Origin of the sequence: Streptomyces sp. CBMA123 (genome assembly GCF_014596465.1) — a bacterium.
In the GTDB taxonomy this organism is placed as follows: Bacteria; Actinomycetota; Actinomycetes; order Streptomycetales; family Streptomycetaceae; genus Kitasatospora.
This window is the reverse complement of the sequence record NZ_MECK01000636.1, coordinates 1-22897: the sequence shown is the minus strand read 5'-3', so window position 1 is coordinate 22897 and position 22897 is coordinate 1. Positions and strand designations below refer to the sequence as shown.

The 22897-nt window shown below is 75.1% G+C and carries 20 protein-coding genes and 1 pseudogene; 10 read left to right on the top strand and 11 right to left on the bottom strand.

Annotated elements, in window-relative coordinates; genetic code table 11:
- Positions 1-2: 2 nt before the first annotated feature.
- Complete coding sequence (locus BG452_RS44215; RefSeq protein ID WP_223243648.1) at positions 3-1526, bottom strand: MFS transporter; 1524 nt, start codon at positions 1524-1526, stop codon at positions 3-5.
- A 183-nt stretch (positions 1527-1709) separates the two neighbouring features.
- Here BG452_RS44215 and BG452_RS44210 point away from each other — a divergent pair.
- From BG452_RS44210 to BG452_RS44200, 3 genes and pseudogenes are all read left to right on the top strand, one after another.
- Positions 1710-2732 (top strand): annotated as a pseudogene (locus BG452_RS44210) (MFS transporter); the annotation flags it as partial.
- A gap of 423 nt (positions 2733-3155) precedes the next feature.
- On the top strand, positions 3156-4532 hold the full coding sequence (lysA, locus tag BG452_RS44205) for a diaminopimelate decarboxylase (protein WP_317621526.1): 1377 nt from the start codon (positions 3156-3158) through the stop codon (positions 4530-4532).
- Positions 4533-4608: 76 nt separating this feature from the next.
- Complete coding sequence (locus tag BG452_RS44200) at positions 4609-5535, top strand: LysR family transcriptional regulator (RefSeq protein ID WP_188310046.1); 927 nt, start codon at positions 4609-4611, stop codon at positions 5533-5535.
- Between the two features lie 33 nt (positions 5536-5568).
- On the opposite strand, the gene BG452_RS44195 is transcribed toward BG452_RS44200, so the two are convergent.
- The 3 genes from BG452_RS44195 to BG452_RS44185 form a co-directional block, all read right to left on the bottom strand.
- A complete protein-coding gene (locus BG452_RS44195; protein WP_188310045.1) occupies positions 5569-7221 on the bottom strand; it encodes an N-acyl-D-amino-acid deacylase family protein in 1653 nt (550 codons plus the stop codon).
- A gap of 197 nt (positions 7222-7418) precedes the next feature.
- A complete protein-coding gene (locus BG452_RS44190; protein WP_188310044.1) occupies positions 7419-7664 on the bottom strand; it encodes a hypothetical protein in 246 nt (81 codons plus the stop codon).
- 286 nt (positions 7665-7950) lie between these two features.
- Complete coding sequence (locus BG452_RS44185; protein WP_188310059.1) at positions 7951-8988, bottom strand: aldo/keto reductase; 1038 nt, start codon at positions 8986-8988, stop codon at positions 7951-7953.
- Positions 8989-9115: 127 nt separating this feature from the next.
- On the opposite strand from BG452_RS44185, the gene BG452_RS44180 reads away from it, so the two are divergent.
- Positions 9116-9736, top strand: coding sequence for a TetR/AcrR family transcriptional regulator (locus BG452_RS44180; protein ID WP_188310043.1), 621 nt, complete (start codon positions 9116-9118; stop codon positions 9734-9736).
- A gap of 176 nt (positions 9737-9912) precedes the next feature.
- A complete protein-coding gene (locus BG452_RS44175; RefSeq protein WP_188310042.1) occupies positions 9913-10584 on the top strand; it encodes a C39 family peptidase in 672 nt (223 codons plus the stop codon).
- 23 nt (positions 10585-10607) lie between these two features.
- Here the strand turns inward: BG452_RS44175 and BG452_RS44170 are convergent, their stop codons facing one another.
- Positions 10608-11534, bottom strand: coding sequence for a polysaccharide deacetylase family protein (locus BG452_RS44170; protein WP_317621525.1), 927 nt, complete (start codon positions 11532-11534; stop codon positions 10608-10610).
- 158 nt (positions 11535-11692) lie between these two features.
- Here BG452_RS44170 and BG452_RS44165 point away from each other — a divergent pair, with 158 nt between their 5' ends.
- Genes BG452_RS44165 through BG452_RS44155 form a run of 3 tightly spaced genes read left to right on the top strand, consistent with a single transcriptional unit; the run spans position 11693 to position 14354 of the window.
- Complete coding sequence (locus BG452_RS44165; protein WP_188310041.1) at positions 11693-12373, top strand: response regulator transcription factor; 681 nt, start codon at positions 11693-11695, stop codon at positions 12371-12373.
- Entirely contained in the window at positions 12370-13872 is a 1503-nt protein-coding gene (locus tag BG452_RS44160) for a HAMP domain-containing sensor histidine kinase (protein WP_317621524.1), read from the top strand. Before BG452_RS44165 ends, BG452_RS44160 begins: the two co-directional genes overlap by 4 nt.
- Positions 13869-14354 (top strand): GerMN domain-containing protein, encoded by a 486-nt coding sequence (locus BG452_RS44155; RefSeq protein ID WP_188310040.1) that lies wholly within the window; start codon positions 13869-13871, stop codon positions 14352-14354. The genes BG452_RS44160 and BG452_RS44155 overlap by 4 nt, the downstream gene beginning before the upstream one ends.
- A gap of 72 nt (positions 14355-14426) precedes the next feature.
- On the opposite strand, the gene BG452_RS47975 is transcribed toward BG452_RS44155, so the two are convergent.
- Positions 14427-15446, bottom strand: a complete 1020-nt coding sequence (locus tag BG452_RS47975) for a TerD family protein (RefSeq protein WP_188310039.1) — start codon at positions 15444-15446, stop codon at positions 14427-14429.
- A 167-nt stretch (positions 15447-15613) separates the two neighbouring features.
- On the opposite strand from BG452_RS47975, the gene BG452_RS44145 reads away from it, so the two are divergent.
- Complete coding sequence (locus BG452_RS44145) at positions 15614-16936, top strand: pyroglutamyl peptidase (protein ID WP_188310038.1); 1323 nt, start codon at positions 15614-15616, stop codon at positions 16934-16936.
- Positions 16937-17030: 94 nt separating this feature from the next.
- On the opposite strand, the gene BG452_RS44140 is transcribed toward BG452_RS44145, so the two are convergent.
- The gene (locus BG452_RS44140) at positions 17031-17516 is read right to left on the bottom strand and encodes an inorganic diphosphatase (RefSeq protein ID WP_188310056.1); all 486 of its coding nucleotides are present in this window, start codon (positions 17514-17516) and stop codon (positions 17031-17033) included.
- A 130-nt stretch (positions 17517-17646) separates the two neighbouring features.
- On the opposite strand from BG452_RS44140, the gene BG452_RS44135 reads away from it, so the two are divergent.
- Positions 17647-18471, top strand: coding sequence for a hypothetical protein (locus BG452_RS44135; RefSeq protein WP_188310037.1), 825 nt, complete (start codon positions 17647-17649; stop codon positions 18469-18471).
- A 28-nt stretch (positions 18472-18499) separates the two neighbouring features.
- Here BG452_RS44135 and BG452_RS44130 read toward each other — a convergent pair whose 3' ends face one another.
- The 4 genes from BG452_RS44130 to BG452_RS44115 all read right to left on the bottom strand — a co-directional run.
- Positions 18500-20407: a CocE/NonD family hydrolase gene (locus BG452_RS44130; RefSeq protein WP_188310036.1), complete on the bottom strand. Its 1908-nt coding sequence runs from the start codon at positions 20405-20407 to the stop codon at positions 18500-18502.
- Entirely contained in the window at positions 20404-20814 is a 411-nt protein-coding gene (locus BG452_RS44125; RefSeq protein ID WP_223243647.1) for a cupin domain-containing protein, read from the bottom strand. The genes BG452_RS44130 and BG452_RS44125 overlap by 4 nt, the downstream gene beginning before the upstream one ends.
- A 173-nt stretch (positions 20815-20987) precedes the next feature.
- Positions 20988-21719 carry a Mut7-C RNAse domain-containing protein gene (locus BG452_RS44120; protein WP_188310035.1) on the bottom strand — a complete coding sequence of 244 codons (732 nt, stop codon included), beginning with the start codon at positions 21717-21719 and terminating at the stop codon, positions 20988-20990.
- Positions 21720-21828: 109 nt separating this feature from the next.
- Positions 21829-22897, bottom strand: a 1069-nt coding sequence (locus BG452_RS44115; protein WP_188310034.1) for an MFS transporter, incomplete at its 5' end; no start/stop codon positions are given.

Below are 22897 nucleotides of genomic sequence, written 5' to 3'. Positions count from 1 at the left end.
CTTCACGACACTTGGGCCGGCTTCTCGCGCCGGCCGGCCCACTCGTCGGCGAGCGCCACCAGCAGGGCCGCCAGCACCAGCCCCGCCGCGACGGCGACGCTCAGCTCGAAGGCCATGGCCCAGTCGGGGCGGGGACCGGCCACGTGGGCGAAGAACACCGAGCCGACGACCGCGATGCCGACCGCCGAGCCGACCCGCTGGGCGGTCTGCAGGACGCCGCCGGCACTGCCCGCCCGGGCGAGCGGCACGTGCTGGAGGGTCAGCGTCTGGTTCGGGGAGATCACCAGGCCGCTGCCCGCCCCGGCGACCAGCAGCGGAACGAGCGTCGTCCAGCCCACCGAGGGCCCCGACCACAGCTGCACCGCCAGCGCCGAGGCCAGCAGGCCCAGCAGCACCAGCAGCAGCCCCAGCACCACCAGCCGCCGGCCCAGCCGGCTCACCAGCCGCCCGCCCACCGCGGCCGCCACACCCGAGCCCACCGCGAAGGGGGTGATCGCCAGACCCGCCGTCAGCGCCGAGTAGTGCAGGCCCGCCTGCAGGTAGAGCGTGAAGATGAAGAAGATCGCGGTGAACCCGGCGAAGTACACCAGCGACAGCAGCACCCCCGCCGCGTACGGCCGCACCGCGAACAGCGCCATGCTGACCAGCGGTTCGTGCCGGCGCGCGTAGTGCCGCTCCCAGCCGACGAAGGCGGCCAGCAGTACCGCCGCCACCGGCAGCAGCAGCCAGCGGGCCGAGTCGTGCCACTGCTGCCCCTGGACGAACGGCAGCAGCAGGGCGACCGTCCCCGCACCGAGCAGCAGCACCCCGAGCGGGTCGAAGTCCCGGTGCCCGGTCCGCTCGGCGGCCGGGCGCGGCGGCGGGAGCAGCCGGTAGGCGATCGGCAGGGCGGCCACGCCGATCGGCAGGTTGACCAGGAACACCCAGCGCCAGCCGTCCTGCGGGCCGAACAGGTGGATCAGCAGACCGCCCAGCAGCGGCCCGACGGCGGTGGACAGCCCGATGGTCGCGCCGAGCGCGCCGAAGGCCCGGCCGCGTTCGGCGCCCTGGAACAGGGTCTGGATGAAGCCGGACACCTGGGGCACCAGCACCCCGCCGGCCGCGCCCTGGAACAGCCGGGCCAGCACCAGCCACTCCTGGTCCTGGGCCGCCCCGGCCAGTGCGCTGGCGGCGGTGAACAGGGCGAGCCCGGCGAGGAAGACGGCCCGCCGGCTACGGGCGTCGCCGAGCCGCCCGGCGGGCACGAGCACCAGGCCGAAGGCGAGCGCGTAGCCGCTGAGCACCCATTGCAGGCCGCTGTCCGACATGTGCAGCCCGACCCGGACGGTCGGCAGGGCGACGTTCACGATGCTGACGTCCAGCAGGGTCATGAACCCGGCGACCAGGCAGACCGTCAGCGCCCGCCAGCGCCGTGCCTCGGCCCGCCCGCCGACGGCGGAGGCACCGGGCGGCTGCGGGCGCGGGTTGGGGTGGGGGTTCGGGTTCGGGTGCGGGTTCGCCGCGTCGGGGGAGGGTGGGGCGGTCATGGGGAGCCTCTTCCCGGTGTCCGGGGCCTGGTCCTGGCTCTGCTGCGGATCATCCTCACCCGGGCCGTACGGCGCCGCCACCCGGGCCGTCGCGGGCCGCCACCTGAGCCCCGTCTCCCGTCCGCCTCACTCGAACGGACGAACCGGATCGCGACCGACCCCCACGCCCCCGAGGCTGGCCGCATGACTGTCGCCACCGAGACCCCGCCCTCCGCCCCACCGGTGCTCGATGTACGGCAGCGGAACGTCGTCTTCGCCACCATCGTGCTCGGCATGCTGCTGGCCGCCCTCGACCAGACCATCGTCGGCACCGCGCTGCCCACCATCGTCTCGGACCTCGGCGGCGCCGCCCACATGTCCTGGGTGGTGACGTCCTACCTGCTGGCCGAAACGGTGGCCACCGTCCTGGCCGGCAAGTTCGGCGACCTGTACGGGCGCAAGCTGATCTTCCAGGTCTCGGCGATCGTCTTCGTCGGCGGCTCGTTCCTGTGCGGCCTGTCCACCAACATGACGCTGCTGATCGCCTGGCGGGCGGTGCAGGGCATCGGCGCGGGCGGGCTGATGGTCACCGCGATGGCGCTGATCGCGGACGTCATCCCGCTGCGCGAGCGCGGCAAGTACCAGGGCGCGATCGGCGCGGTGTTCGGCCTGGCCACCGTCATCGGGCCGCTGCTGGGCGGGCTGTTCACCGACCACCTGTCCTGGCGCTGGGCGTTCTACGTGAACGTCCCGCTCGCCGTCGTGGTGGTGATCGCGGCCGCCCGGACCATCCCGTCGGTGCGCTCCGCGGTGCGGCCGGTGATCGACTACCTGGGCATCGCGCTGGTCTCGGTCGGCGCCAGCGCCCTGATCCTGGCCACCAGTTGGGGCGGCAACCAGTACGCCTGGGGCTCCGGGGTGATCATCGCCCTGTTCGTCGGCGGCGCGGTGGCGCTCGGGCTGTTCTGCTGGACGGAGACCCGGGCCGTCGAACCGATGCTGCCGATGCGGCTGTTCCGCAACCCGGTGTTCGCGGTCTGCTCGGTGCTCAGCTTCATCGTCGGCTTCGCCATGCTCGGCGCGCTGACCTTCCTGCCGACCTTCCTCCAGTACGTCGACGGCGACTCCGCGACCGTCTCCGGCGTGCGGATGCTGCCGATGGTGATCGGCCTGCTGATCGCCTCGATCGCCAGCGGCAAGAGACCTGCTGGAGATGGGAGACCTCGCCCGCCACGGGGTTGACGGCCGCCGAGGCCGGTGCGGTGATCCCCGCGAGGACGTCGCCGGTGCGCGGCGTGGTGAGGGTGAGTGCGGCCCCCGACGACCCCGAGCCCCTGCTCCGCCTCGGCCTGCACCGCCTGCCGGCCGCCGAGTACCCCGTGCTGCGCGAACTCGCCCCGCTGCTGACCGACCAGACGCGGAACTCGAGTTCGCCTCCGGCCTGGACGTGCTCCTGGACCGGCTCGGCACCTGATCGCGCGCGGCTCGCGCCATGGCGTTCACGGCCGTGGTCGTACCCCTGTCCCGCGGTGCCAAGGGCCGACCCGAGCATCGAGGAAGATACGGCTCAGCACCGGAAGAATGCGCTTTCTCGCTCCCTCCCCCAGGCCCGAGGATGGGCAGCGAATCAGCCTGCCCGGGAGGAAAGCCGTGTCCGCCGTGTCGCCCGCCCCGCCGCCCACCCCCGTCGACTCCCCCGTCGATGCGGGCCTGCTGCCGCTCACCGCCGAGGTCCGGCCGGAGGGCCTGGTGGTCGGCGGTGTCCTGCTGGAGCAGATCGCCCGTCGGCACGGCACCCCGCTCTTCGTCTACGACGAGGAGCACCTGCGCCGGCGCTGCCGGGAGGCGGTGGCCGCCTTCGGCCGGGGCAACGTCGCCTACGCCTCCAAGGCCTTCCTGTGCACCGCCATGGCCCGGCTCGCCGCCGAGGAGGGCCTGCTGCTGGACGTCGCCTCCGGCGGCGAGCTGCGCACCGCGCTGCACGCCGGGGTGGAGCCGGACCGCATCGTGCTGCACGGCAACAACAAGGACGACGCCGAGCTGCGCACCGCGATGAGCGCCGGAGTGCGCCACATCGTGGTGGACAGCTTCGACGAACTGGAGCGGATCGAGCGGCTGCACCACGTGGAGGGCCTGCCGCCGGCCCGGATCCGGGTGCGGGTGGCGCCCGGCGTCGCGGCCGGCGCCCACCAGGCGATCCAGACCGGCGGCCACGACTCCAAGTTCGGCTTCGGCCTGGCCGACGGCGCCGCCCGGGCCGCCGTGCGCCGGGCCCGGGCCTCCTCGGCCGTCCGGCTGGAGGGCGTCCACGCCCACGTCGGCTCCCAGGTCCTCGACCCGGCCGAACTCGCCGACGGCGCCGCCGCGATGGCCCGCTTCGCGGTGGACAGCGAGGTCGCCGGACTGACCGTGGGCGGCGGCCTGGGCGTGGCCTACGTGGGCGGGCAGAGCGCCCCCTCGTTCGCCGTCTGGGCCGAGAAGGTGCGTGCGGCGGTGCGCGGCGCGGGTTGGACGGGCGAGGTCGGCGTCGAGCCGGGCCGCTCGATCGTCGCCCGGGCCGGGCTGACGCTGTACCGGGTCGGCACCGTCAAGCGGATCCCGGACGTGCGCACCTACGTCAGCGTGGACGGCGGGATGAGCGACAACCTCCGGCCGGCGCTGTACGAGGCCCGCTACGAGGCCTTCCTGCCGCGCTGCCCCGAGGCGGTCCGCCCGCAACGCGCCCGGCTGGTCGGCAAGCACTGCGAGAGCGGCGACGTGATCATCGACGACGCGGCCCTGCCGGAGGACCTGCGGGTCGGGGACCTGCTGGCCACCCCGGTCACCGGCGCCTACGGCTACGCGATGGCCTCCAACTACAACAAGCTGCCGCGCCCCGCCGTGGTCTTCGTCCGCGACGGCCGGGCCCGGCTGGTGGTGCGCCGGGAGACCGAGTACGACCTGCTGCGCCTGGACGTGGCGGCCGAGGAGGCGGAGCCGGCCCCCCGGGGGGAGCCGGTGGCGCCGCGCGAGGCGGTGCGGTCCTGACGAAGGCCCGGGGAAGGGCCCGGGGAGAGCCAGGGGAGGGCCCGGGTAGGACCGGGGAAGGGCCTAGCCTGGGCCGATGCTGAACAGTGCCCGACTGCTCGTCCTGCTGGAGATCGCCCGCCGGGGCACCATCGTGGCCGCGGCGCAGGCGCTGCATCTGAGCCCCTCCGCCGTGTCACACCAACTCGCCCGCCTGGAGCAGGAGTTGGGCGTGGCACTGGTGGAGCGGGCGCCGCAGTCGCTGCGCCTGACGGCCGCGGGCGCCCGGCTGGCCGAGCACGCCCAGGCGATCGCCGACCTGATGGCCGTCGCCCGGGACGACCTCCGAGCGCACTCGGAGGCGGCGGCCGGGGTGCTGCGGATCGGCTTCTTCGTCTCGGCCGGGCTGGCGCTGCTGCCGCGGGCGCTGTCGGAGTTCGCGGACCGGCATCCGCGGGTGGAGCTGGAGCTGGTGATGGGCCAGCCGCACGAGCTGGTGCCCGACCTGGAGGCCGGCCGGCTGGACGCGGCCGTGGTCTTCGAGCACCCGCTGGATCCGTGGTGCCGCCAGGCCACGGTGGAGGTGCGGATGTTCTTCGAGGAGCCGCCGTTGATCGTGCTGCCGCCCCGGCACCGGCTGGGGCGGCGCCCGATGGTGCGGCTGGCCGAGCTGGCGGACGAGAGCTGGATCGGCACCCACGGCGGCGGCACCGGCGAGCCGGTACTGGAACGCGCCTGCGCGGCCGAGGGCTTCCGGCCCCGGGTGCGCTGCCGCAGCGACCACTACCAGGTCACCGTCACCCTCGCCCGGGCCGGGATGGGCGTGGCGCTGATCCCGGCCCTCGGACTGGCCGACAGCGCCGGGGTACAGGTCTGCCGGCTGGAGCACCCGCAGTTGCACCGCCGCGTCGGGGTGGCCACCCGGGCCACCAACCGCAATCCGGTACTGAGCGCGTTCCTGGCCGAACTCGGCGCCGCCGCCGGGGAGATCGGCTCCGCGCTGGCACAGCGGTGGGCGGTCTGAGCACCACTGACCCGCGGTCGGCCGGGCGGGGCCTCACCGGACCCGCAGCACCTCACCGGACCGGACGGCGGTCGGCCGACCCCCGCGCACCGCGACCCGCCCGGCGACCACCACCGTCTCCACTCCCTCCGGCGGCAGCAGTGGCTGCTCGAAGCTCGCCCGGTCCAGCACGGCCGCCGGATCCAGCACCACCAGGTCCGCCACCGCACCGTCGCGCAGCACCCCGCGCCCGGTCAGCCGGAACCGCCCCGCGGGCAGGCCGGTCATCTTGTGCACCGCGAGTTCCAGCGGCATCAGCCCCTGGCGGCGCCCGTAGTGGCCGAGCACCCGGGCGAAGCTGCCCGCCCAACGCGGGTGCGGGCGACCGGGTTTGGGCACCCCGTCCGAGCCGATCATGGACAGCGGACTGGCCAGCACCCGGCGGACGTCGTCCTCCCGCATCGAGTGGCTGATGATGGTCACCTCGCCCCGCCCCTCCAGCAGCAGCTCGCAGACGTAGTCCACCGGGTCGGTGCCGCGCTCGGCGGCCAGTTCGGCGATCCGCCGCCCCTCGGCCGCGGGGCGGGCCGGGGCGGCGGCGACCGAGATGAGGTCCCAGCCGCCGTTGCCGACGGTGTTCTCCCAGCCCGCCACGCCGTTCGCGATGTCCGCCCGGATCCGGCCGCGCACCGCGGGGTCGCCCAGCCGGGCGAGCAGCGCGGCCGGCCCGCCCTCGCTGACCCACGGCGGCAGCATCGCGGGCAGCACGGTGCTGCCCGCGGTGTACGGGTAGACGTCGCAGCGCACGTCCACGCCCTCGGCGCGAGCCCGCTCCAGCCGCGGCAGGGTGCGCAGGGTGGCGCCCCAGCCGTACCGGCCGGCCGTCTTGTGGTGGGAGATCTGCAGCGCGGCGCCGGAGCGTACGGAGATCTCCAGGGCCTCCTCCAGCGCCGCCTCCACCTGGGACATCTCGTCCCGCAGGTGGGTCACGTACGGCTTGCGGTGGCGCGCGGCGACCGTCGCCAGGGCGACGATCTCCTCGGTGTCGGCGTAGCCGCCGGGCGGGTAGATCAGGCCGGTGGAGAACCCGGCGGCGCCCTGGGCGAGCGAGCGGTCCAAGAGCTCACACATCGCGGCCAGTTCCTCGGGGCGGGGCGGGCGGTCCGCGAAGCCCATCACCCCGGCACGCAGGGTGCCGTGGCCGACCAGCGAGGCCAGGTGGTTGCGTCGCAGCTCGGGCCGCTGACCGGCGGCGAACGCGGCGAAGTCCCCGGCCGGGCGCACCGGCCCGAGGCCGAAGGTGACCCGCAGGTGCTCGGCCAGCCCGGTCAGCCGGCCGGGCAGCGCCGGGAACAAGCTGGTGCCGCAGTTGCCGGCGATCTCGGTGGTGACCCCCTGGAGCAGCGGGGCCAGCCGCAGTTCCTCGGTGCCGTGGCCGGCGCCGCCGTCGTGGTCAGGGCCGCCCTCGCCGTCGAAGGTGGCCGCGAGGGCGTCCGAGTGGGTGTGGACGTCGATGAAGCCGGGGGTGACGACCCGTCCGGTGACGTCCAGCACCTCGGCCGCGTCCGCCTCGGCCCCCGGCGCGAGCACCGCGACCCGGCCGCCCACGACGGCCACGTCCGCCGGCCGGCCGGCGGCCCCGGTGCCGTCCACCAGGGTGCCGCCGCGCAGCAGCAGGTCGATCCGGCCAGGCGGCGGGCGGTGCATCGGCGGCTCCTCGGGCGGTGGGCGGTGGGCGGTGCGCCGATGCTGGCAGCCCGCCCCGGGGGAACGGAAGATGATGCACCCATTGCCGCCTCAGCCACCACTTTGGTACCGCTGCCCGGGCGGGTGTGCCGTGTGCCCGCTCGTCGAATGGCGCCCGCTCGATGATGAGGGGATCGAACGGGGCCCGGAACCGGTGGTCAGTGGCTGAGGTTGGCGGCGGCCTTCTTTGCCTCGGCCTTCGCGCGGAACTCCACGGCCTTGGGGGAGTCGCCGTACCACCACCACGTGTAGCCGACGGTTGCCAGGTTCAAGGCGATGAATCCGAGGAACAGCGGGGTGACCGCGAAGTGGCCACCGCGGACGTGGCCGTACAGCGTGCAGGCGCCGATCACGAGCGCGCCCCTGAGCAGGGCCGTCAGCGTCTTCTTGGTGCGGAGGTTCATAGCGCGCACCTTATGGCCTGGCCGAGATGCTGACCAAGCGTCATCTGATTCCGAGAAGGGTCGCTGACCTGCGAGATCAGGCCCGGCTTCCACCCCTCCCGGGCCGCCTGACAGGAGATCACCCCCACCACGCCGTCGCCGAGCCGGAGAACCTGGCGCCGGGCTCCACGCCGACGGCGGCGGCGGTGGTGGTGGGCGTCAGCTCAGGGCGCTGCCCGAAGCGAGGCGAGCCCAGGGCTTGGGGGCGCGACGCCAGCCGTGGCTCGGTTCAACCTGACTTGGGGCACTACCCGGCCAGCGGCGGGTTGAGGCGGGCGAAGGCCTCCTGGCGGCGGTAGGGAAAGTAGGGGTAGGGGGCGGTGCGGGCGCTGGCGGCGTCCAGGCGGGCGACCTGGTCGGGGGTCAGGGACCAGCCGACGGCGCCGAGGTTCTGGCGCAGCTGGTCCTCGTTGCGGGCGCCGATGATGACGGAGGAGACGGTGGGGCGGCGCAGCAGCCAGTTGATGGCGACCTGGGGGACGGTGCGGCCGGTCTCGGCGGCGATCTCGTCCAGGGCGTCGACCACCCGGTAGAGCAGTTCGTCGTCGACCGGCGGGCCGTAGTCGGCGGTGTCGTGCAGGCGGCTGTCGGCCGGGAGCGGGCGGCCGCGGCGGATCCGGCCGGTGAGGCGGCCCCAGCCGAGCGGGCTCCACACCAGGGCGCCGACGCCCTCCTGTTCGGCGAGCGGCATCAGCTCCCACTCGTAGTCGCGGCCGACCAGGGAGTAGTAGACCTGGTGGGCGGCGTAGCGGGGGCGGCCGTGGCGTTCGGCCAGGTCGAGGGACTTCATCAGCTGCCAGCCGGAGAAGTTGGAGACGCCGGTGTAGCGGATCTTGCCCGCGCGGACCAGGTCCTCCAGGGTGGCCAGCACCTCCTCGATCGGGGTGGCGGCGTCGTAGGCGTGCAGTTGGAAGAGGTCGAGGTGGTCGGTGCCGAGGCGGCGCAGCGCGTCCTCCACCGAACGGATGAGCCGGGCACGGGAGGTGCCGGCCTGCTGGGGGCCGTCGCCGAGCGGCAGGCCGGCCTTGGTGGAGATCAGCACTTGGTCGCGGCGGCCGCGGACGGCCTGGCCGAGCACCTCCTCGGAGGCGCCGTCGGAGTAGACGTCGGCGGTGTCGAAGAGGGTGACTCCGGCGTCGATGGCGATGTCGAGCAGCCGGCGGGCCTCCTGGACGTCGGTGGTGCCCCAGGCGCCGAACAGCGGGCCGCGGCCGCCGAAGGTGCCGGTGCCGAGGCTCAGCGCGGGGACCTTGAGTCCGGATGCGCCGAGCCGGCGGTATTCCATGGCGGTGGATTCCACGGTGGTTGACATGAAGGCACTCCCCTCGGAGTCCGCTAATGGGACTCTCGTTCCGTTAGGATGCCTCGAAGCTAGCAGACTCCACCCATCTAATGGAACAGGAATCCCGTTAATGGTCGACGAGCCCTCCACACCCGGCACCCTCCGCCCCGGCGGCCGCACCGCCCGGGTGCGCACCGCCGTTCTGCGGGCCGCCGAGGACGCCCTGGTCGAGCACGGCTTCGGCGGCCTGGACCTCGGCGACCTCGCCCAGCGGGCCGAGGTCGGCCGCACCACCGTCTACCGCCGCTGGGGCAGCACCACCGCCCTGGTCGCCGACCTGCTCGCGGACATGGCCGAGCAGTCCTCGCCCCGCACCCGCAGCGGCTCGCTCGCCGAGGACCTGCGGGCCAACGCCCGACTCGTCCAGCGGACTCTGGCCGACCCCCGGCAGGGCGCGCTGTTCCGCGCCGTCATCGTCGCCGCCAACGGCGATCCGGGCACCGCCGAGGCGCTGCGGCACTTCTACCGGCGCCGGGTGGAGGAGTGGGCGCCGTGCGTCACCGAGGCCGTCGAGCGCGGCGAACTCCCCGCCGACACCGACCCGTTCGAGGTGATCCGGGCCGTCTCGGCACCGCTCTACTACCGGATGCTCACCACCGCCGAGCCGCTCGACCAGCCCGCCGCCGACCGCGCCGCGACCGCCGCCGAGGCCGCCGCCCGGGCCGGGGCGTACCGGCGGGCGCAGGCCTGAGGGCCGAGGGCCGAGGATCCAGGGCTGAGGATCCAGGGCTGAGGACCGAGGCCCGCGTACGCCGACGGCGGCTGTGACCGGGCCAGCTCTCCGAAAGGCCGTCGACGCATACGCTCCGTCACCTGATCGCCGTCCACCGGCTGCGGAGCGCAACCGGCCTTCGTAGCGTCATGGTCATGACGATCACCGTACGAGCGTCCCTGCTCGCCGTCCTGACCACCGCGACCCTCACCGCGGGCACCGCCCCCGCACCGGCGGCCCCCGCGGCCGCCAGCGTCCCCTACTACCACCAGCAGCTCAGCGACGACTGCGAGGCCGCCGCCCTGCGGATGGTCCTCGCCGCGCGCGGCGTGCAGGCCGACGACCAGCAGATCCTGGACCGGATCGGCGTCGACCGGGACCACCCCGAGTTCGGCCACTCCGGCCCGCGCTCCGGCGACCCCTACCGGGCGTTCGTCGGCGACCCGGACGGCTCCGAGACGGACGGCACCGGGTTCGGCGTGTACTACCCGCCGGTGGCCGGGGCCGCCCGCGCGTACGGGCTGACGGTGCTCCAGGACGCCGAGGGCGTCTCCGTCCAGGAGCTCAAGGACCACCTGGCCGCCGGCCACCCCGCGATCGTCTGGGTGGACTACCTGTGGCGCCGCCTCAAGGGCACCACGTACACGGCCTACGACGGCCGGAGCATCCCGTACGCGGGAACCGCCGAACACACCGTCGTGGTCACCGGCTTCGGCGGCGGCAAGGTGTCGCTCAACGACCCCGCCCGCGGCCGCACCACCGTCTCCGAGCAGGACTTCGCCGACGGCTACGCCACCTACGGACACATGGCGGTGGTCATCGACTGACCGGCGCCCCGGGGCGTCGGGCGTCACCGCCGGGGGAAGCTGAAGACGTAACCGTTGTCCTTGAGCCAGGGCAGCAACTGTTCCAGCGCCTCCAGGGTCTGCGCCCGGTTGCCCCCGCCGTCGTGGAGCAGCACGGTCGGGCCGATGCGCAGTTGGGCCTTCGCGGTCTCGACGATCTTCGCCACGCCGGGGCGTTCGAAGTCGCGGGTGTCGACGTTCCAGCCCAGCGGGCGCATGCCGTGGGCGGCGGCGATCTGGCGGCTCTCCGGGGTGAAGGCGCCGCCCGGGGCGCGGTAGTAGTCGACGGGTGCGCCGCCGGTGGCCTCCTGGATCATCCGCCGGCCGTCCACGATCTCCTTCTCCTGGTAGGCGACGTCCTTGTGGTCCATCGCGGTGTCGTGGCTGACCGAGTGGTCGCACAGCCGGTGCCCGGCGGCGACGACCTGCCGGGCGAGGTCGGGGTGGGCCCGCGCGTCGGGGCCGAGCATGCAGAAGACGGCCTTGGCGCCGTTGCGGGCGAGGACGTCCAGGACCCGGGGCGTCCACTGCGGGTCGGGGCCGTCGTCGATGGTCAGGTTGACGGTCTTGCCCGGGTCCTCGGACTGGCGGGAGATGCTCATGTCGACGACGGGCGCGGGCAGCGTCGGGTCCGGGGCCGAGGCCGCGGTGGAGGCGTCGGCGGCGGAGGCACCGGCGGCGGACGGGGGTGCGTCGTGCATCGCCCCGGCGACACCCACCAGGGTCGCGGCGGTCACTCCCAGGGCCAGCACCCGCAGCGCCACCGTCCGCCGCCGGCCCGCCGGACGGGCCGGGGAAAGGCTCGGGGGGAGGCCCGGGGAGAGGCCCGGGGAAAGGCCGGGGGAAAGGCCCACCCGCCCCTCCTGCGGGTACCCGCCGCCCGGGGTCCGGTCGTTGGGGTCCATCGGGTTCGGCTCGCGGTCGTGGCGCACGGCGGTACTCCTCGGAGGGGATCGGGGTCTCGGTGCCCACCACCCTCGGCCGCCCGCTTGCGCGCCCCGTGAGCTGCGTATGAGCGTTTCGCAACAACCCACCCCTCCCCCCACCCCCGAAGACGCGTCCCCGCAGGTCAACCCGGATACTGGCTCCCATGGCACGGCTGCTCCTGATCGAGGACGACGACTCCGTACGCGAGGCACTGGCCCTGGGCCTGCGCCGCCAGGGCCACGAGGTGCGCACCGCCGCCTCCGGCGAGGCGGGGCTGGAGGCTGCCCACCGGGAGCCCCCGGAGCTGGTGGTCCTGGACCTGATGCTGCCCGGGATCGACGGCCTGGAGGTCTGCCGACGGCTGCGCCGGGCCGGGCCCACCCCGGTGATCATGCTGACCGCCCTCGGCGACGACGTGGACACCGTGCTCGGCCTGGAGGCCGGCGCCGACGACTACGTGGTCAAGCCCGCGCAGTCCCGCGTCCTGGACGCCCGGATCCGCGCCGTCCTGCGCCGGGCGGGCGGTCCGGGCCCGGAGGCGGAGCGGGAGACCCACGGCGAGCTGGTGCTGGACCGCTCGGCGCTGACCGTCACCAAGCGCGGCGCCCCGCTGCCGCTGGCACCCAGCGAACTGCGCCTGCTGCTGGAGCTGGCCGCGGCCCCGGGGCGGGTCTTCAGCCGGGAGCAACTCCTGGAGTCCGTCTGGGGGCTGGGCCGCCAGGAGGACATCCGGCTGGTCGACGCCGGGGTGAACCGGCTGCGCGCCAAGGTCGAGGACAGCCCCGCCGCACCGCGCTACATCCAGACCGTCCGCGGCTTCGGCTACCGCTTCGGACCGCTGTGACCACCGCCTCCGCGTCCGCCCCCGCGCCCCGTCGGCCCGAGGACCCGCACCCGCCCCGGCTGGTCCGGCTGCGCCGCGCCGTCGCCGGACTGCGGCCGCGCCTGCTGGTCGCCTTCGTCGCCGTCGCCGCGCTGAGCGCCCTGGCCACCGCCGCGCTCACCTACCGGGCCGCCACCACCTCCACCCTCGACCTGACCAAGGACACCGCCCTGGACGAGCTGCGCCGCCGCGTCGACGTCCTCGCCCCGGCCCTGCCCTTCCCGCCCACCCAGGGCGAACTCGACCGGCTGGCCGGCCAGTTGTCGGGCACCGGCGGGTTCCGCGACTGGCGGGTCCTGGCCTCCTACGGCACGGCCCACTCGGAGTGGACCCAGCCCTTCGCCGTCCCGCCCGCGCTCCAGCACACCGTCGGAGCCGGCCACGCCGCCTTCCAGCGCTTCACCGACAACGGCCACCCCTGGCTCGCCGTCGGCGTCCCCGTCACGTACGCCAAGGGCGGCGCCGCCGCCGGCCCGTCCGGGCTCACCGTCTACGCCGCCCTCCCCCTCGACCGCGAACAGAGCGCCGCCGACTCGCTGCTGGCCGCCGCCGCCGGGGCCGGGGCGTTCGCCGCGATCCTGGCCGCCGGGCTCGCCCTGCTGGCCGCCCGCCAGGTGCTGCGGCCGGTCCGGGCCCTGGGCGATGCCGCCCGGGCCCTCGCCCAGGGCCGGCTGGACACCCGGCTGACCGTCACCGGGCACGACGAACTCGCCCAGCTCTCCAAGACCTTCAACCACAGCGCCCGCACCCTCCAGGGCACCATCGAGGAGCTGCGCGCCGTCGAGTCCCAGGGCCGGCGCTTCGCCGCCGACGTCTCCCACGAACTGCGCACCCCGCTGGCCGCGATGCTGGCCGTCACCGACATCCTCGACGAGGACGCCGAACAGCTGCCCGCCGACACCGCCACCGCCCTGCGCATGATCAGCAACGAGACGGTACGGCTGACCCGCCTGGTCAACGACCTGATCGAGATCTCCCGCCTGGACGCCGGAGCCGCCCCGCTGCGCACCGAGGCCGTCGACGCCGCCACCGCCGTGCGCGAGACCCTCGACCTGCGCGGCTGGAGCGAGCAGGTCGACCTCGACCTGCCCGCCGCCCTGCCCGTCCGCCTCGACCCGCGCCGCTTCGACGTCATCGTCGCCAACCTGGCCGGCAACGCCCTGCGGCACGGCCGCCCGCCGGTGCGCCTGGCCCTGCGCGGCTCGGCGAACGAACTGGTGCTCACCGTCACCGACCACGGCGCGGGCATCCCGCCCGCCGAACTCCCGCACCTGTTCGACCGGTTCTACAAGGCCGACAAGTCCCGGGCCCGCTCCGAGGGCAGCGGGCTGGGCCTGGCCATCGCCCAGGAGAACGCCCGGCTGCACGGCGGCCTCGTCGAGGCCGCCAACTCCCCGGACGGCGGTGCGGTGTTCACCCTCGTCCTGCCCCGTGGGCTCGACCAGGAGGAGGAGCTGTGACCGTCCGCCGCCTCGCCCCGCCGGCCGCCCTGGCCGCCGCGCTGCTGCTCGCCTGCGGCTGCTCGGTCTCCACCACCGGCGCCGTCCGGAACGGACAGCCGGCCACCGGCGTGCAGCCCGGTACCCGGCTGTACTTCCTCGACCAGCACGGCATCCGCCTCGCGATCCGCCCGACCGCGCAGCGCGAGGACCTCCAGCAGACCCTGAACACCCTGCTGGCCGGCCCCGACCAGAGCGAACAGCGCCAGGGCCTGTACAGCGAGCTCCCGGTGAAGGGGCGCGTCGAGGCCACGGCCACCCCCGGGGTGGTCACCCTGCGACTCTCCTGGCCGGCCGCCTCGCTGTCCGCCCCGACCATCCAGCAGCTCGTCTGCACCACCGAGGACGCGCCCACCACCGGCCCGGTGCCGAAGGTCGCCATCGTCAGCAGCGACGCCCCCTCGGCCATCCAGCAGCAGTGCGACCTGCACCGCACCGGCTGACCGAGGGGGCCACGGGCTGACAGCCTGGCGAGCTGACGGGCTGACGGGCTGACGGGCTGACGGGCTGACGACCTAGAAGAAGGAGTCGTCGTCGTCCTCGTAGTAGTTGTTGACGACCACCTGCGGCTCGTCGTCGCTCAGCGCCTCGTTGAGCAGCATGCCGCCGACCAGGCCGGCCGCACCGGCGCCGATCATCGCGCCGGTGCCGAAGCGGCGGCCGCCCTGCTCCTGCTGCTGGGCGGGCACCTGCGCCTGGACCGGCTGCGGGTAGCCGGCCTGCGGCGGGGTGTAGAACGGCGGGACGGTGGTCTGCACCCGCTGGGCGCAGGCGGCGCAGGTCTCGACCTGGCGCGGCACGCCCCACTGCGGCTGCCACAGCACCACGGCCGAGCCGACGCCGTGGGTGGGGTCGAAGAAACACGTCACGGGTGAACTCCCTGTTGCTGGCTGGGTCTTCGGAACAGCGGGTACGGCGGGGGCCGCGACGGGCGCGGCGGGAGCGGGAACCGGGGCGACCGGCGCCGGGGCCGCGGGCTGCAGGACGTCGACGCCGAAGTCGGTGGCGATGCCCGCGAGCCCCGAGGCGTAGCCCTGCCCGACGGCCCGGAACTTCCAGTCCGCGCCGTTCCGGTAGAGCTCGCCGAAGACCATGGCCGTCTCGCTGCCCGCCTCCGGCGTCACGTCGTAGCGGGCCACCTCGGTGCCGCCGTCCGCGTCGACGACCCGGACGTACGCGCCGCGCACCTGCCCGAAGGCCTGCCGCCGCTGCGCCGCGTCGTAGATCGCCACCGCGAAAGCGACCTTCCGCACCTCGGCCGCCACGTCCGCGAGCCGGACCTCGATCCGCTCCCGGTCCTCGCCCGCGCCGCCCGCGCCGAGGTGGCGGACCGCGCCGTCCGGGCTCTGCAGGTTGTTGAAGAAGACGAAGTGCTGGTCGGTGAGGACCTTCCCGTTCTCCCCGCAGAGCAGCGCGCTGGCGTCCAGGTCGTACTCGGCTCCGGCCGTCCAGCCGAGGCACACCCGGACGGTCCGCACGCCGGGCGCCTGCCGGTTCAGGGAGACGTTGCCGCCCTTCGTCAGGGCCACACTCATGGGGTTCCTCCACCGTCCGATTCCTGCTGTTCGACCACGACAACGCTGTAGAGGTCACACCGGTTCCCATCCGTCCGACCGGAACCGAGCGGGGGTTCCGGCAGGCCACGGGCCTGCGGGGCGGGCACTCTGGCGGGGTGTCGGCCCGCCGCCTATCGTCAGTGTCCATGACAAATGCTCACCGTGACGCCGGCCACACCGCCCGCCGTGCCGCCCGCCGTGCCGCCGCCCTGGCCACCGCCCTCGCCGGGACCCTCGCCGCGCTCCTGGCCCCCGCCACCGCCCAGGCCGCACCGGCCGGCTGCCGGACCGTCACCACCGCGCCCCTGGACGCCGAACAGGCCCGGCTGCAGGACCCCCGCACCGCCGCGTTCACCGAACGCTCCGGCCTCGCCGACCTGCTGCACGGCTTCCCCGCCGCCCTGTGCTCCGCCCGCGACGCCCACCGCGCCCAGCGGGTCGTGGACGCCTGGGGCCGCAAGCTCTGGCAGGCCGGCCTCGACCGCGCCCAGGGCCGCCGCCCCAACGGCGAACTGCCCGCCCTGGACGACCGCCCGCTGTACTGGGCCCGGCTCGCCATGACCGTCCGGCTCGCCCAGTGGCAGCCCCGGTTCGACGTCGACCACGCCGAACTCCGGGCCCGCTTCGAGGACGCCTCGCGCGGTCTGGACGACGGCTTCTCCGACGACCCCTCGCCCGATCCCGGGTCCGGGGGCGGGGTCCGGCGGATCTTCGTCAGCGGCTTCGACCCGTACGGCCTGGACACCGAGCCGCGCCGCGCCAACCCGGCCGGCGCGGCCGTGCTGCAACTCCACGGGAAGCGGATCACCCTCGCCGACGGCAGCACCGCCGAGGTGCGGGCCGTCGTCCTGCCGGTGCGCTACGGCGACTTCGACGACGGCATCGTGGAACGCGCCTTCGGCCCCCACCTGCGGCCCGGCGGTCCGCAGTCCGCCGACCTGATCACCAGCATCAGCCAGGGCTACCCCGGCGAGTTCACCCTGGAGGCCTGGGCCGGCCGCGCCCGCTCCGCCGACCCGGCCACCGACAACACCGGCGCGCTCTCCGGCGGCACCGCCCTCCACCCGGTCGACGCCCCCGGCCTGGCCGACGGACCGCAGTTCATCCGCACCACCCTGCCCACCGACGCCATGACGGCCGTCCAGCAGCCCTACCCCGTGCTGCTCAACACCCCCGTCACCGAGATCCCGGCGGGCGCCACCGCCCCCGTCGAACGCCCCGACGGCCCCACCCCCGGCTCCCGCGCCGTCGCCGGCGGCGGCGGGGGCTACCTCTCCAACGAAGTCGCCTACCGCTCCAACCGCCTGCGCCTGGACCTCGACCCCGACCTCCCCGGCGGCCACCTCCACACCCCCGTCCTCACCGGCCTGCCGGCCCGGCAGGACCAGCTCACCTCACCGGAGTTCGAGCACAACGAGGCCGCCATCGCGGACGAGGTCCGCGCGATCCTGCGCAGCGCCCGGCTCTGAGCGGGCGACCGTACGGCCGGGCCGGAAACGACGTCACGGCGCCCGGCCCGCCCGGTCACGGCGGGCCGGGCTCGCACCGCACCGGCGGCCCGGCCTACGCCGGGTGGGCGAAGCGGGTGCCCGCCGCCCGGGCGCGGGAGTCGGTGATCTCCGCGTAGGCGGCCTCGCGGCCGGCCCAGTGCGAGCCCTCGACCGACTTGCCGTGTTCCAGGGCCTTGTACACCTGGAAGAAGTGGGTGATCTCCAGCAGGTCGAACTCGGGCAGGTCGCCGATGTCGCGGAGGTCGGCGTAGCGCGGATCGCGGGCCGGGACGCAGAGGATCTTCTGGTCCGGACCGCGTTCGTCGCGCATCACCCACATGCCGACCGCCCGGCAGCTGAGCACACAGCCGGGGACGGCCGGCTCGCGGCCGAGGACCAGGGCGTCCAGCGGTTCGCCGTCGCCGCCGAGGGTGCCCTCCACGTAGCCGTAGTCGGTGGGGTAGCGGGTGGCGGTGAGGAGGGTGCGGTCGAGGCGGATCCGGCCCGCGTCGAAGTCCATCACGTACTTGTTGCGCGATCCCTGGGGGATCTCGATCATCACGTCGAACTCGGCGGGTTCCACCGTGGCCTCCTCCTCGGCTCCTGGGGAGATTGTCCGCCGTACGGGCCCTGTGAGCACCTGTCGAAAGCGCCTCCGCCGCCCGGGCCCAGCCGATAGCATCCGGCCCATGGGGAGCTGGCAGGTCACCGTCCTGGACCACCGTCACGAGCCCGGCGGACGGCCGCAGGGGCGCCCGGAGGGGCCGCTGGCGCAGCGGGACGGCTGGGAGGTTCACGGCGGGGACGGCGAACTCAGCCGGGTCGACGCCGACGGCGTGGTCCGCTGGCGCCGGCCCTGCCCGGGGCGGCCGAACGCGGCCCACCTGTCCGCCGACCGGGTGCTGGTCACCACCAGTTCCTTCGAGTACACCGCCTGGGGCCACCTGGGCCCGGCCCTGCTGCTGGACCTCGCCGACGGCTCCCTGGTGGCCGAGCTGCGCGGCGAGCGCGGCGCGGCGCTCGGCGACGACGGCCGGTTCGTGCTCGGGCTGGAGGGCTACGGCGCCTTCCACACCTGGGCGCACGACCGGGACGGCGCCGTGGTCGACTCCTGGCCCAGCTACGGCCACTACGTGGTCGACGGCGGGCTGCGCGTCGTCGAGGCGGACCGCCGCGTCCCCACCCGCAGCCGGGTGGTGCGGCTGCTGCCCGGCGGGGTGGTCGAGCCCGGCCCGCGGCTCTCCGACGCCCAGGCCCCGGCGCCGCTGGTACTGGCCGACGGCACCCTGCTGGTGCTGGACGCGGGGGTGCTGCGCGCCGTCGGGCGGGAGCTGGACGACGCCGTGCTCGCCGAACTGCTCCCGCTCGCGCCGGACCAGCGGCACCGCTTCACCGGTGCGCTGCGCCGGACGGCCGAGGGCCTGACCGCGACGCTGGTCGAGCGCCACCCGACCCGGATGGGCCGCTACAGCCGCCATGTCTGGACCCTCGGCCTGCGCACGCCACGGCCGTAACCCGGAGCGGCCGCAGACGGCGCCGCAACTACCCCTGCACCACCGGAAGTTCCAGCACCGAGCCGTGCTCCCCGCCGTACCCGATCCGGTACTCCGCCCGCCCGTCGGCCGGGAGCAGCTGGAAGGAGTCGGGGTTGGCGGCGGCCACGGTCAGCCGGATCCGCTCGCCGGCCTTGAACAGCACCGAGACCGGCTGGAGGTCGATCACCACCTGTTGCGGCCGGCCCTGTGGGAAGGGCTCGGCGTCGCCGGCCGCGTAGCTGCGGGGCGTGCGCAGCCGGCGCCAGTCGGGGTTGTCGTCCCGGTCGGCCACCGCCCGGTCGGCCAGGGCGAGTTGGCCCTCGGTGAGGTAGCTGACCCGGCCGTCGGGGGTGACGTCCTCCAGGTAGACGTGCAGGGCGCCGTTCGCCGAGCCGGCCAGGCCGGTGACGTCGAGGGTGACCTTGCCGTTGCCGGTGACCCTGGTGTCCTCGGTCAGCGGCGCGGTGGTGTAGCCGAGCAGTCGGGCGTCCACGCCCGCGCGGTCGGGGTAACTCACCTCTTCCCCGGTGAGGTTGGTGTTCCAGCGGTCCAGCGGGCCGGTGCCGGCGGTGGGGTCGAGGCGCAGCGGGTCGGAGCCGGCGGGGGTGGCGCCGGAGCGCCCGGTGGCGAGGGTGTTGCCCGCGCCGAGGCGGAACGGCCGGGTGCGGGTGCCGGGCACCGGCCAGCGGTTGGTGGTGCGCCAGACGCCCTCGTTGAAGGTGTAGTAGTGCACCTGCCGCGCGCCGTCGGGGCGGGCGCCGTCGCGCACGTAGCGGTCGAAGAAGTCGACCACGCGCTGGTCGTTCTGCTCGTGTTCGGCCCGGGTGAGCGGCCGGGCGGGCTGGAAGGGGTCGGCGAGCCAGCCGGCGCCGTGGTTCCACGGGCCGATCCAGTCGTCCTGGGTGTCGGACAGGCCGGTGAACTGGGAGAGCACGCCGTTGGCCGTCCCGGCGTCCAGCCAGCCGGCCCGGGTCAGGACCGGGACTCCGCCGTCCTCGACCGCGTCGGTCTTCTCGCCGACGCTGCCGACCGTCCAGCTCTGCGGGCCGTTGCGGTAGTCGCGGAAGGCGCCGGTGCGGGCCATGTCGACCAGGTTGGCGTTGTTCGCGTGCTCGGCGCGCGCGGCGGCCAGCAGGGCGGGGCCGTCCGGACCGTCGACCGGTCGCGGGGTCAGACCGGTGAGGCCGAGCTGCGCGCAGAGCTGCCGGGTCTGCTCGCTGGTCTCGCAGGTGGTGCCGCCGGTCTGGTCCAGGATGCGCAGCAGCAGCGCGTACGGGGCGAGCCGGGGCTCGATCAGCAGGCCGCCGGGGCGCACCAGGTCCTCGTACGGGTCGAAGTCGTAGGAGAGCGGGGCGGCGGCGGTGATGTGGTGGTTGCCGAGGGCGGTGGCGAGCATGGCGGTGTCGCCGCCGTAGGAGATGCCGGTGGTGCCGACCCGGCCGTTGGACCAGGGCTGGGCGGCGATCCAGTCGCCGAGCGAGCCGCTGTCGGCGATCGCGTCGGCGCCCAGCTCGGCGGTGAGGGTGCCGAAGGAGGCGCCGGTGCCGCGCAGGTCCGCGACGAGGTAGGCGTAGCCCTTGGCGTTCCAGGCCTCGGCCTCGCCGCTGGCGCCGCCGGGTTGACCGGCCAGGACGCGGGCGCGCCAGTAGCGCTGGGTGACCAGCACGGTGGGCAGCTTGGCACCGGGCTTGGTGCCGGGCGGGAGGTAGACGTCGACGGCGAGGCGGACGCCGTCGGGCATGGTGACGTAGCGTGACTGGAGGTGGGGCTCGGTGGGTGCGGTGGCCGCCGCCGGAACGGCCGGGAGGCCGAGGAGCGCGAGCGCCGCGAGCGCGGCCGCCAGCGGGCGGCGCAGGATCCCCCGGCCCGTCGTCCGCCGGCCCGTCGTCCGCCGACCGATCATCCCCCGGCTCATCGGACGGTCGCCTTCCAGGGGCCTTCCTCGGGGCGTGCCTCGGTGTCCGTCCCCGGCCAGGGCGGCATGGTGACGGCGGTGATCCGCAGCGGCCCGTCGCCGTCCGGGTCGGCCCGGAACTGGAAGGCGGTGCCCAGCGGGATCGACACGGCGGTGCCGGGTTCGAGCCGGTGGATCTCCTCCCGGCCGTCCTGGCGCCGCCACAGTTCGCCGCCGCCCGCGGTGACCTGCCACAGCTCCTGCACAGTGGCGTGCGACACCGCGTGGGTGACCTGCCCGGGGGCGAGTTCGAAGACGGCGAGGCTGCCCAGCCCGTCCAGGACCAGCAGCGGGCGGACTTCGGCGCCGTCCGGGGCGGTCACCATCGGGGCGGCAGCGGCCTCGGCGCTCTCGAAGGGTTGGTGCACTGGCGGAACGGGTTGGTGCACTGACTGATCGTTCATCGACGACCCGGCCTCTCTCGTTCGACGGAGCAACTGGGCTCGTCCCCCACCGCCGATCAGACCACGCCCGCCGCCGGGCCCGCCATCGGCGCCGGCCCGTATCCGACCCCGAATCAACCCCGAGAGGACCGGGGCCGCTACCCCGAGACGCCCCCGAACTCGCGCACGGCGTCGGTGACGATGGCCTCCAGCCGGGCGTGGTGGGCGCCGCGCCAGTAGGCCTGGCCGCAGTCCGCGCACTGGGCGAAGGCGTCGTAGGAGCGCTCGGTGCCGTCGTGGAGCTGCTCGCGCACCGTGGTCTTGCTCACCGTGCGCAGCGTGCCGTTGCACGTGGTGCAGCGGCTCCAGGGGGCGAGCGGCGGGGTGAAGCGGGAGAGCACGTCGCGCAGCTGCTCGGCGGGGCGGTGGCTGTAGACGTAGGCGCCGGCCCACAGTTCGCGGCGGCGCAGCAGGCCGCGGTCACGAGAGAGCATGATGCGCTGTTCGGCGGCGGAGCGGGCGGCCAGCGCGGCGTCGCCGATGTCCGGGTTCTCGTACGCGGCGTCGATGCCGAGCAGCCGCATCCGGCGGGCGAGGGTGCCGAGGTGGACGTCCAGCAGGAAGCGCGGCGGGGCGGGCGAGGGCTGCGGCCGGGCCACCGCCTCGACGCTGACGTGCTCGTCGTCGACCGGGACGTACGAGTCGGGCACCGGCCGACCGTCCACCCGCAGGGTGCCGACCTCGGTGAGCGGGACGCCCAGCGACTCGACCAGGTGGCCGAGGCTGGAGGTGCCGTCGGTGCGCAGCGCGGTCCGCCCGGCCCGCCGGGGCGCGGAGACGAAGAGGTGCAGCTCAGGGGCGAAGTCGAGCCATATCTGGGGTCTGTCCACGCGGCCAGCATGCCAGCGGGCGGCGGGCCGGGGCCACCGGTTTGCCCGGCACTCCTCATGAGGCGGCTTTGGCCCGGCACTCCTCACGGGGCGGCTTCGCCCACGCTCCTTACGGAGCGACCGCCGCCGCGGCCACCGGCCCCCGGTCGCGCGCCGCCCAGCGGGCCACCGGGCCCATCGCGTACCCGGCGGCGAGGAACACCGCGCCCAGCACCAGCCAGCCCGCGAGCCCGCCGTCCAGCAGCAGGGCGGTGAGCAGCAGCGGTCCGAGGGTGCGGGCGACGGCGACGCCGGTGCCGAAGAAGCCCTGGTACTGGCCGATCCGCTCGGGCGGCGCGAGGTCGAAGCCGAGCTGCCAGGAGCCCGCCGACTGCCGCATCTCGCCGGCGACCTGGAGGACTGCCCCGGCGACCAGCAGGGCGGCGAAGGCCCACAGCGGGACGTCCAGCCCGGAGAGGCCGCAGACCGCGCAGGAGGCGAGCAGCAGCACCCCGGACGAGCGCACCGCCCGGACGGCGGAGTCCAGTCCGCTGACGTCGCTCGCCGCCCGGACCTGGAAGGCCAGTACGGCCAGGGTGTTGAGCACGAACAGCACCGAGCCGAGCCAGCCGAGGCCGGGGGCGCGCTGGGCGATCCACAGCGGCAGGATCAGGCTGAGCATCGGCATCCGCAGCAGCAGCACGGTGTTGACCAGGGTGACGGCGGCGTAGCGCCGGTCCCGCAGCACGGCCAGGCGCGGGCCGGTGCCCGACTCCGTCGGCGCGGGCGGGACTTCGGGCAGCCCCCGGAGGACGAGGGCGCCGGCCAGGAAGCCGAGCGCGGTGACGGTGAAGGCGCCGAGGTAGGCCGCCCGGGTGCCGACGGTGAGCGCGATGCCGCCGATGGCGGCGCCGACGGCGAGACCGCCGTTGAGGGTCGACTGCAGGTGGGCGAGCAGTCCGGTGCGTTCGGCGGGCGGCACCAGGCCGGCGACCAGCGCCTGTCGGGCGGCGGTGAGGCCGGACTGCGCGGTGGCGTAGAGGCAGACGGCGAGCAGGAAGGGGGCGTAGGAGCGGACCACCAGGAGGACGGCGACCACGGCGGCCGTGGCGAGCGCGAGCGTCACCGCGGTGCGGCGCGGGCCGCGGCGGTCGGCGAGGTGGCCGAGCGGCACGCCGGCCAGCGAGCCGAGCGCCGAG

Bases quoted from the DNA above. Each gene is read 5' to 3' on its own strand.
- BG452_RS44135 (WP_188310037.1), top strand. From the start codon at position 17,647: ATGGGGAGCTGGCAGGTCACCGTCCTGGACCACCGTCACGAGCCCGGC.
- BG452_RS44215 (WP_223243648.1), bottom strand. From the start codon at position 1,526: ATGACCGCCCCACCCTCCCCCGACGCGGCGAACCCGCACCCGAACCCG.
- BG452_RS44185 (WP_188310059.1), bottom strand. From the start codon at position 8,988: ATGGAATACCGCCGGCTCGGCGCATCCGGACTCAAGGTCCCCGCGCTG.
- BG452_RS44145 (WP_188310038.1), top strand. From the start codon at position 15,614: ATGACAAATGCTCACCGTGACGCCGGCCACACCGCCCGCCGTGCCGCC.
- BG452_RS44200 (WP_188310046.1), top strand. From the start codon at position 4,609: ATGCTGAACAGTGCCCGACTGCTCGTCCTGCTGGAGATCGCCCGCCGG.
- BG452_RS44175 (WP_188310042.1), top strand. From the start codon at position 9,913: ATGACGATCACCGTACGAGCGTCCCTGCTCGCCGTCCTGACCACCGCG.
- BG452_RS44130 (WP_188310036.1), bottom strand. From the start codon at position 20,407: ATGAGCCGGGGGATGATCGGTCGGCGGACGACGGGCCGGCGGACGACG.
- BG452_RS44180 (WP_188310043.1), top strand. From the start codon at position 9,116: ATGGTCGACGAGCCCTCCACACCCGGCACCCTCCGCCCCGGCGGCCGC.
- BG452_RS44140 (WP_188310056.1), bottom strand. From the start codon at position 17,516: ATGATCGAGATCCCCCAGGGATCGCGCAACAAGTACGTGATGGACTTC.
- BG452_RS44195 (WP_188310045.1), bottom strand. From the start codon at position 7,221: ATGCACCGCCCGCCGCCTGGCCGGATCGACCTGCTGCTGCGCGGCGGC.
- BG452_RS44165 (WP_188310041.1), top strand. From the start codon at position 11,693: ATGGCACGGCTGCTCCTGATCGAGGACGACGACTCCGTACGCGAGGCA.
- BG452_RS47975 (WP_188310039.1), bottom strand. From the start codon at position 15,446: ATGAGTGTGGCCCTGACGAAGGGCGGCAACGTCTCCCTGAACCGGCAG.
- BG452_RS44190 (WP_188310044.1), bottom strand. From the start codon at position 7,664: ATGAACCTCCGCACCAAGAAGACGCTGACGGCCCTGCTCAGGGGCGCG.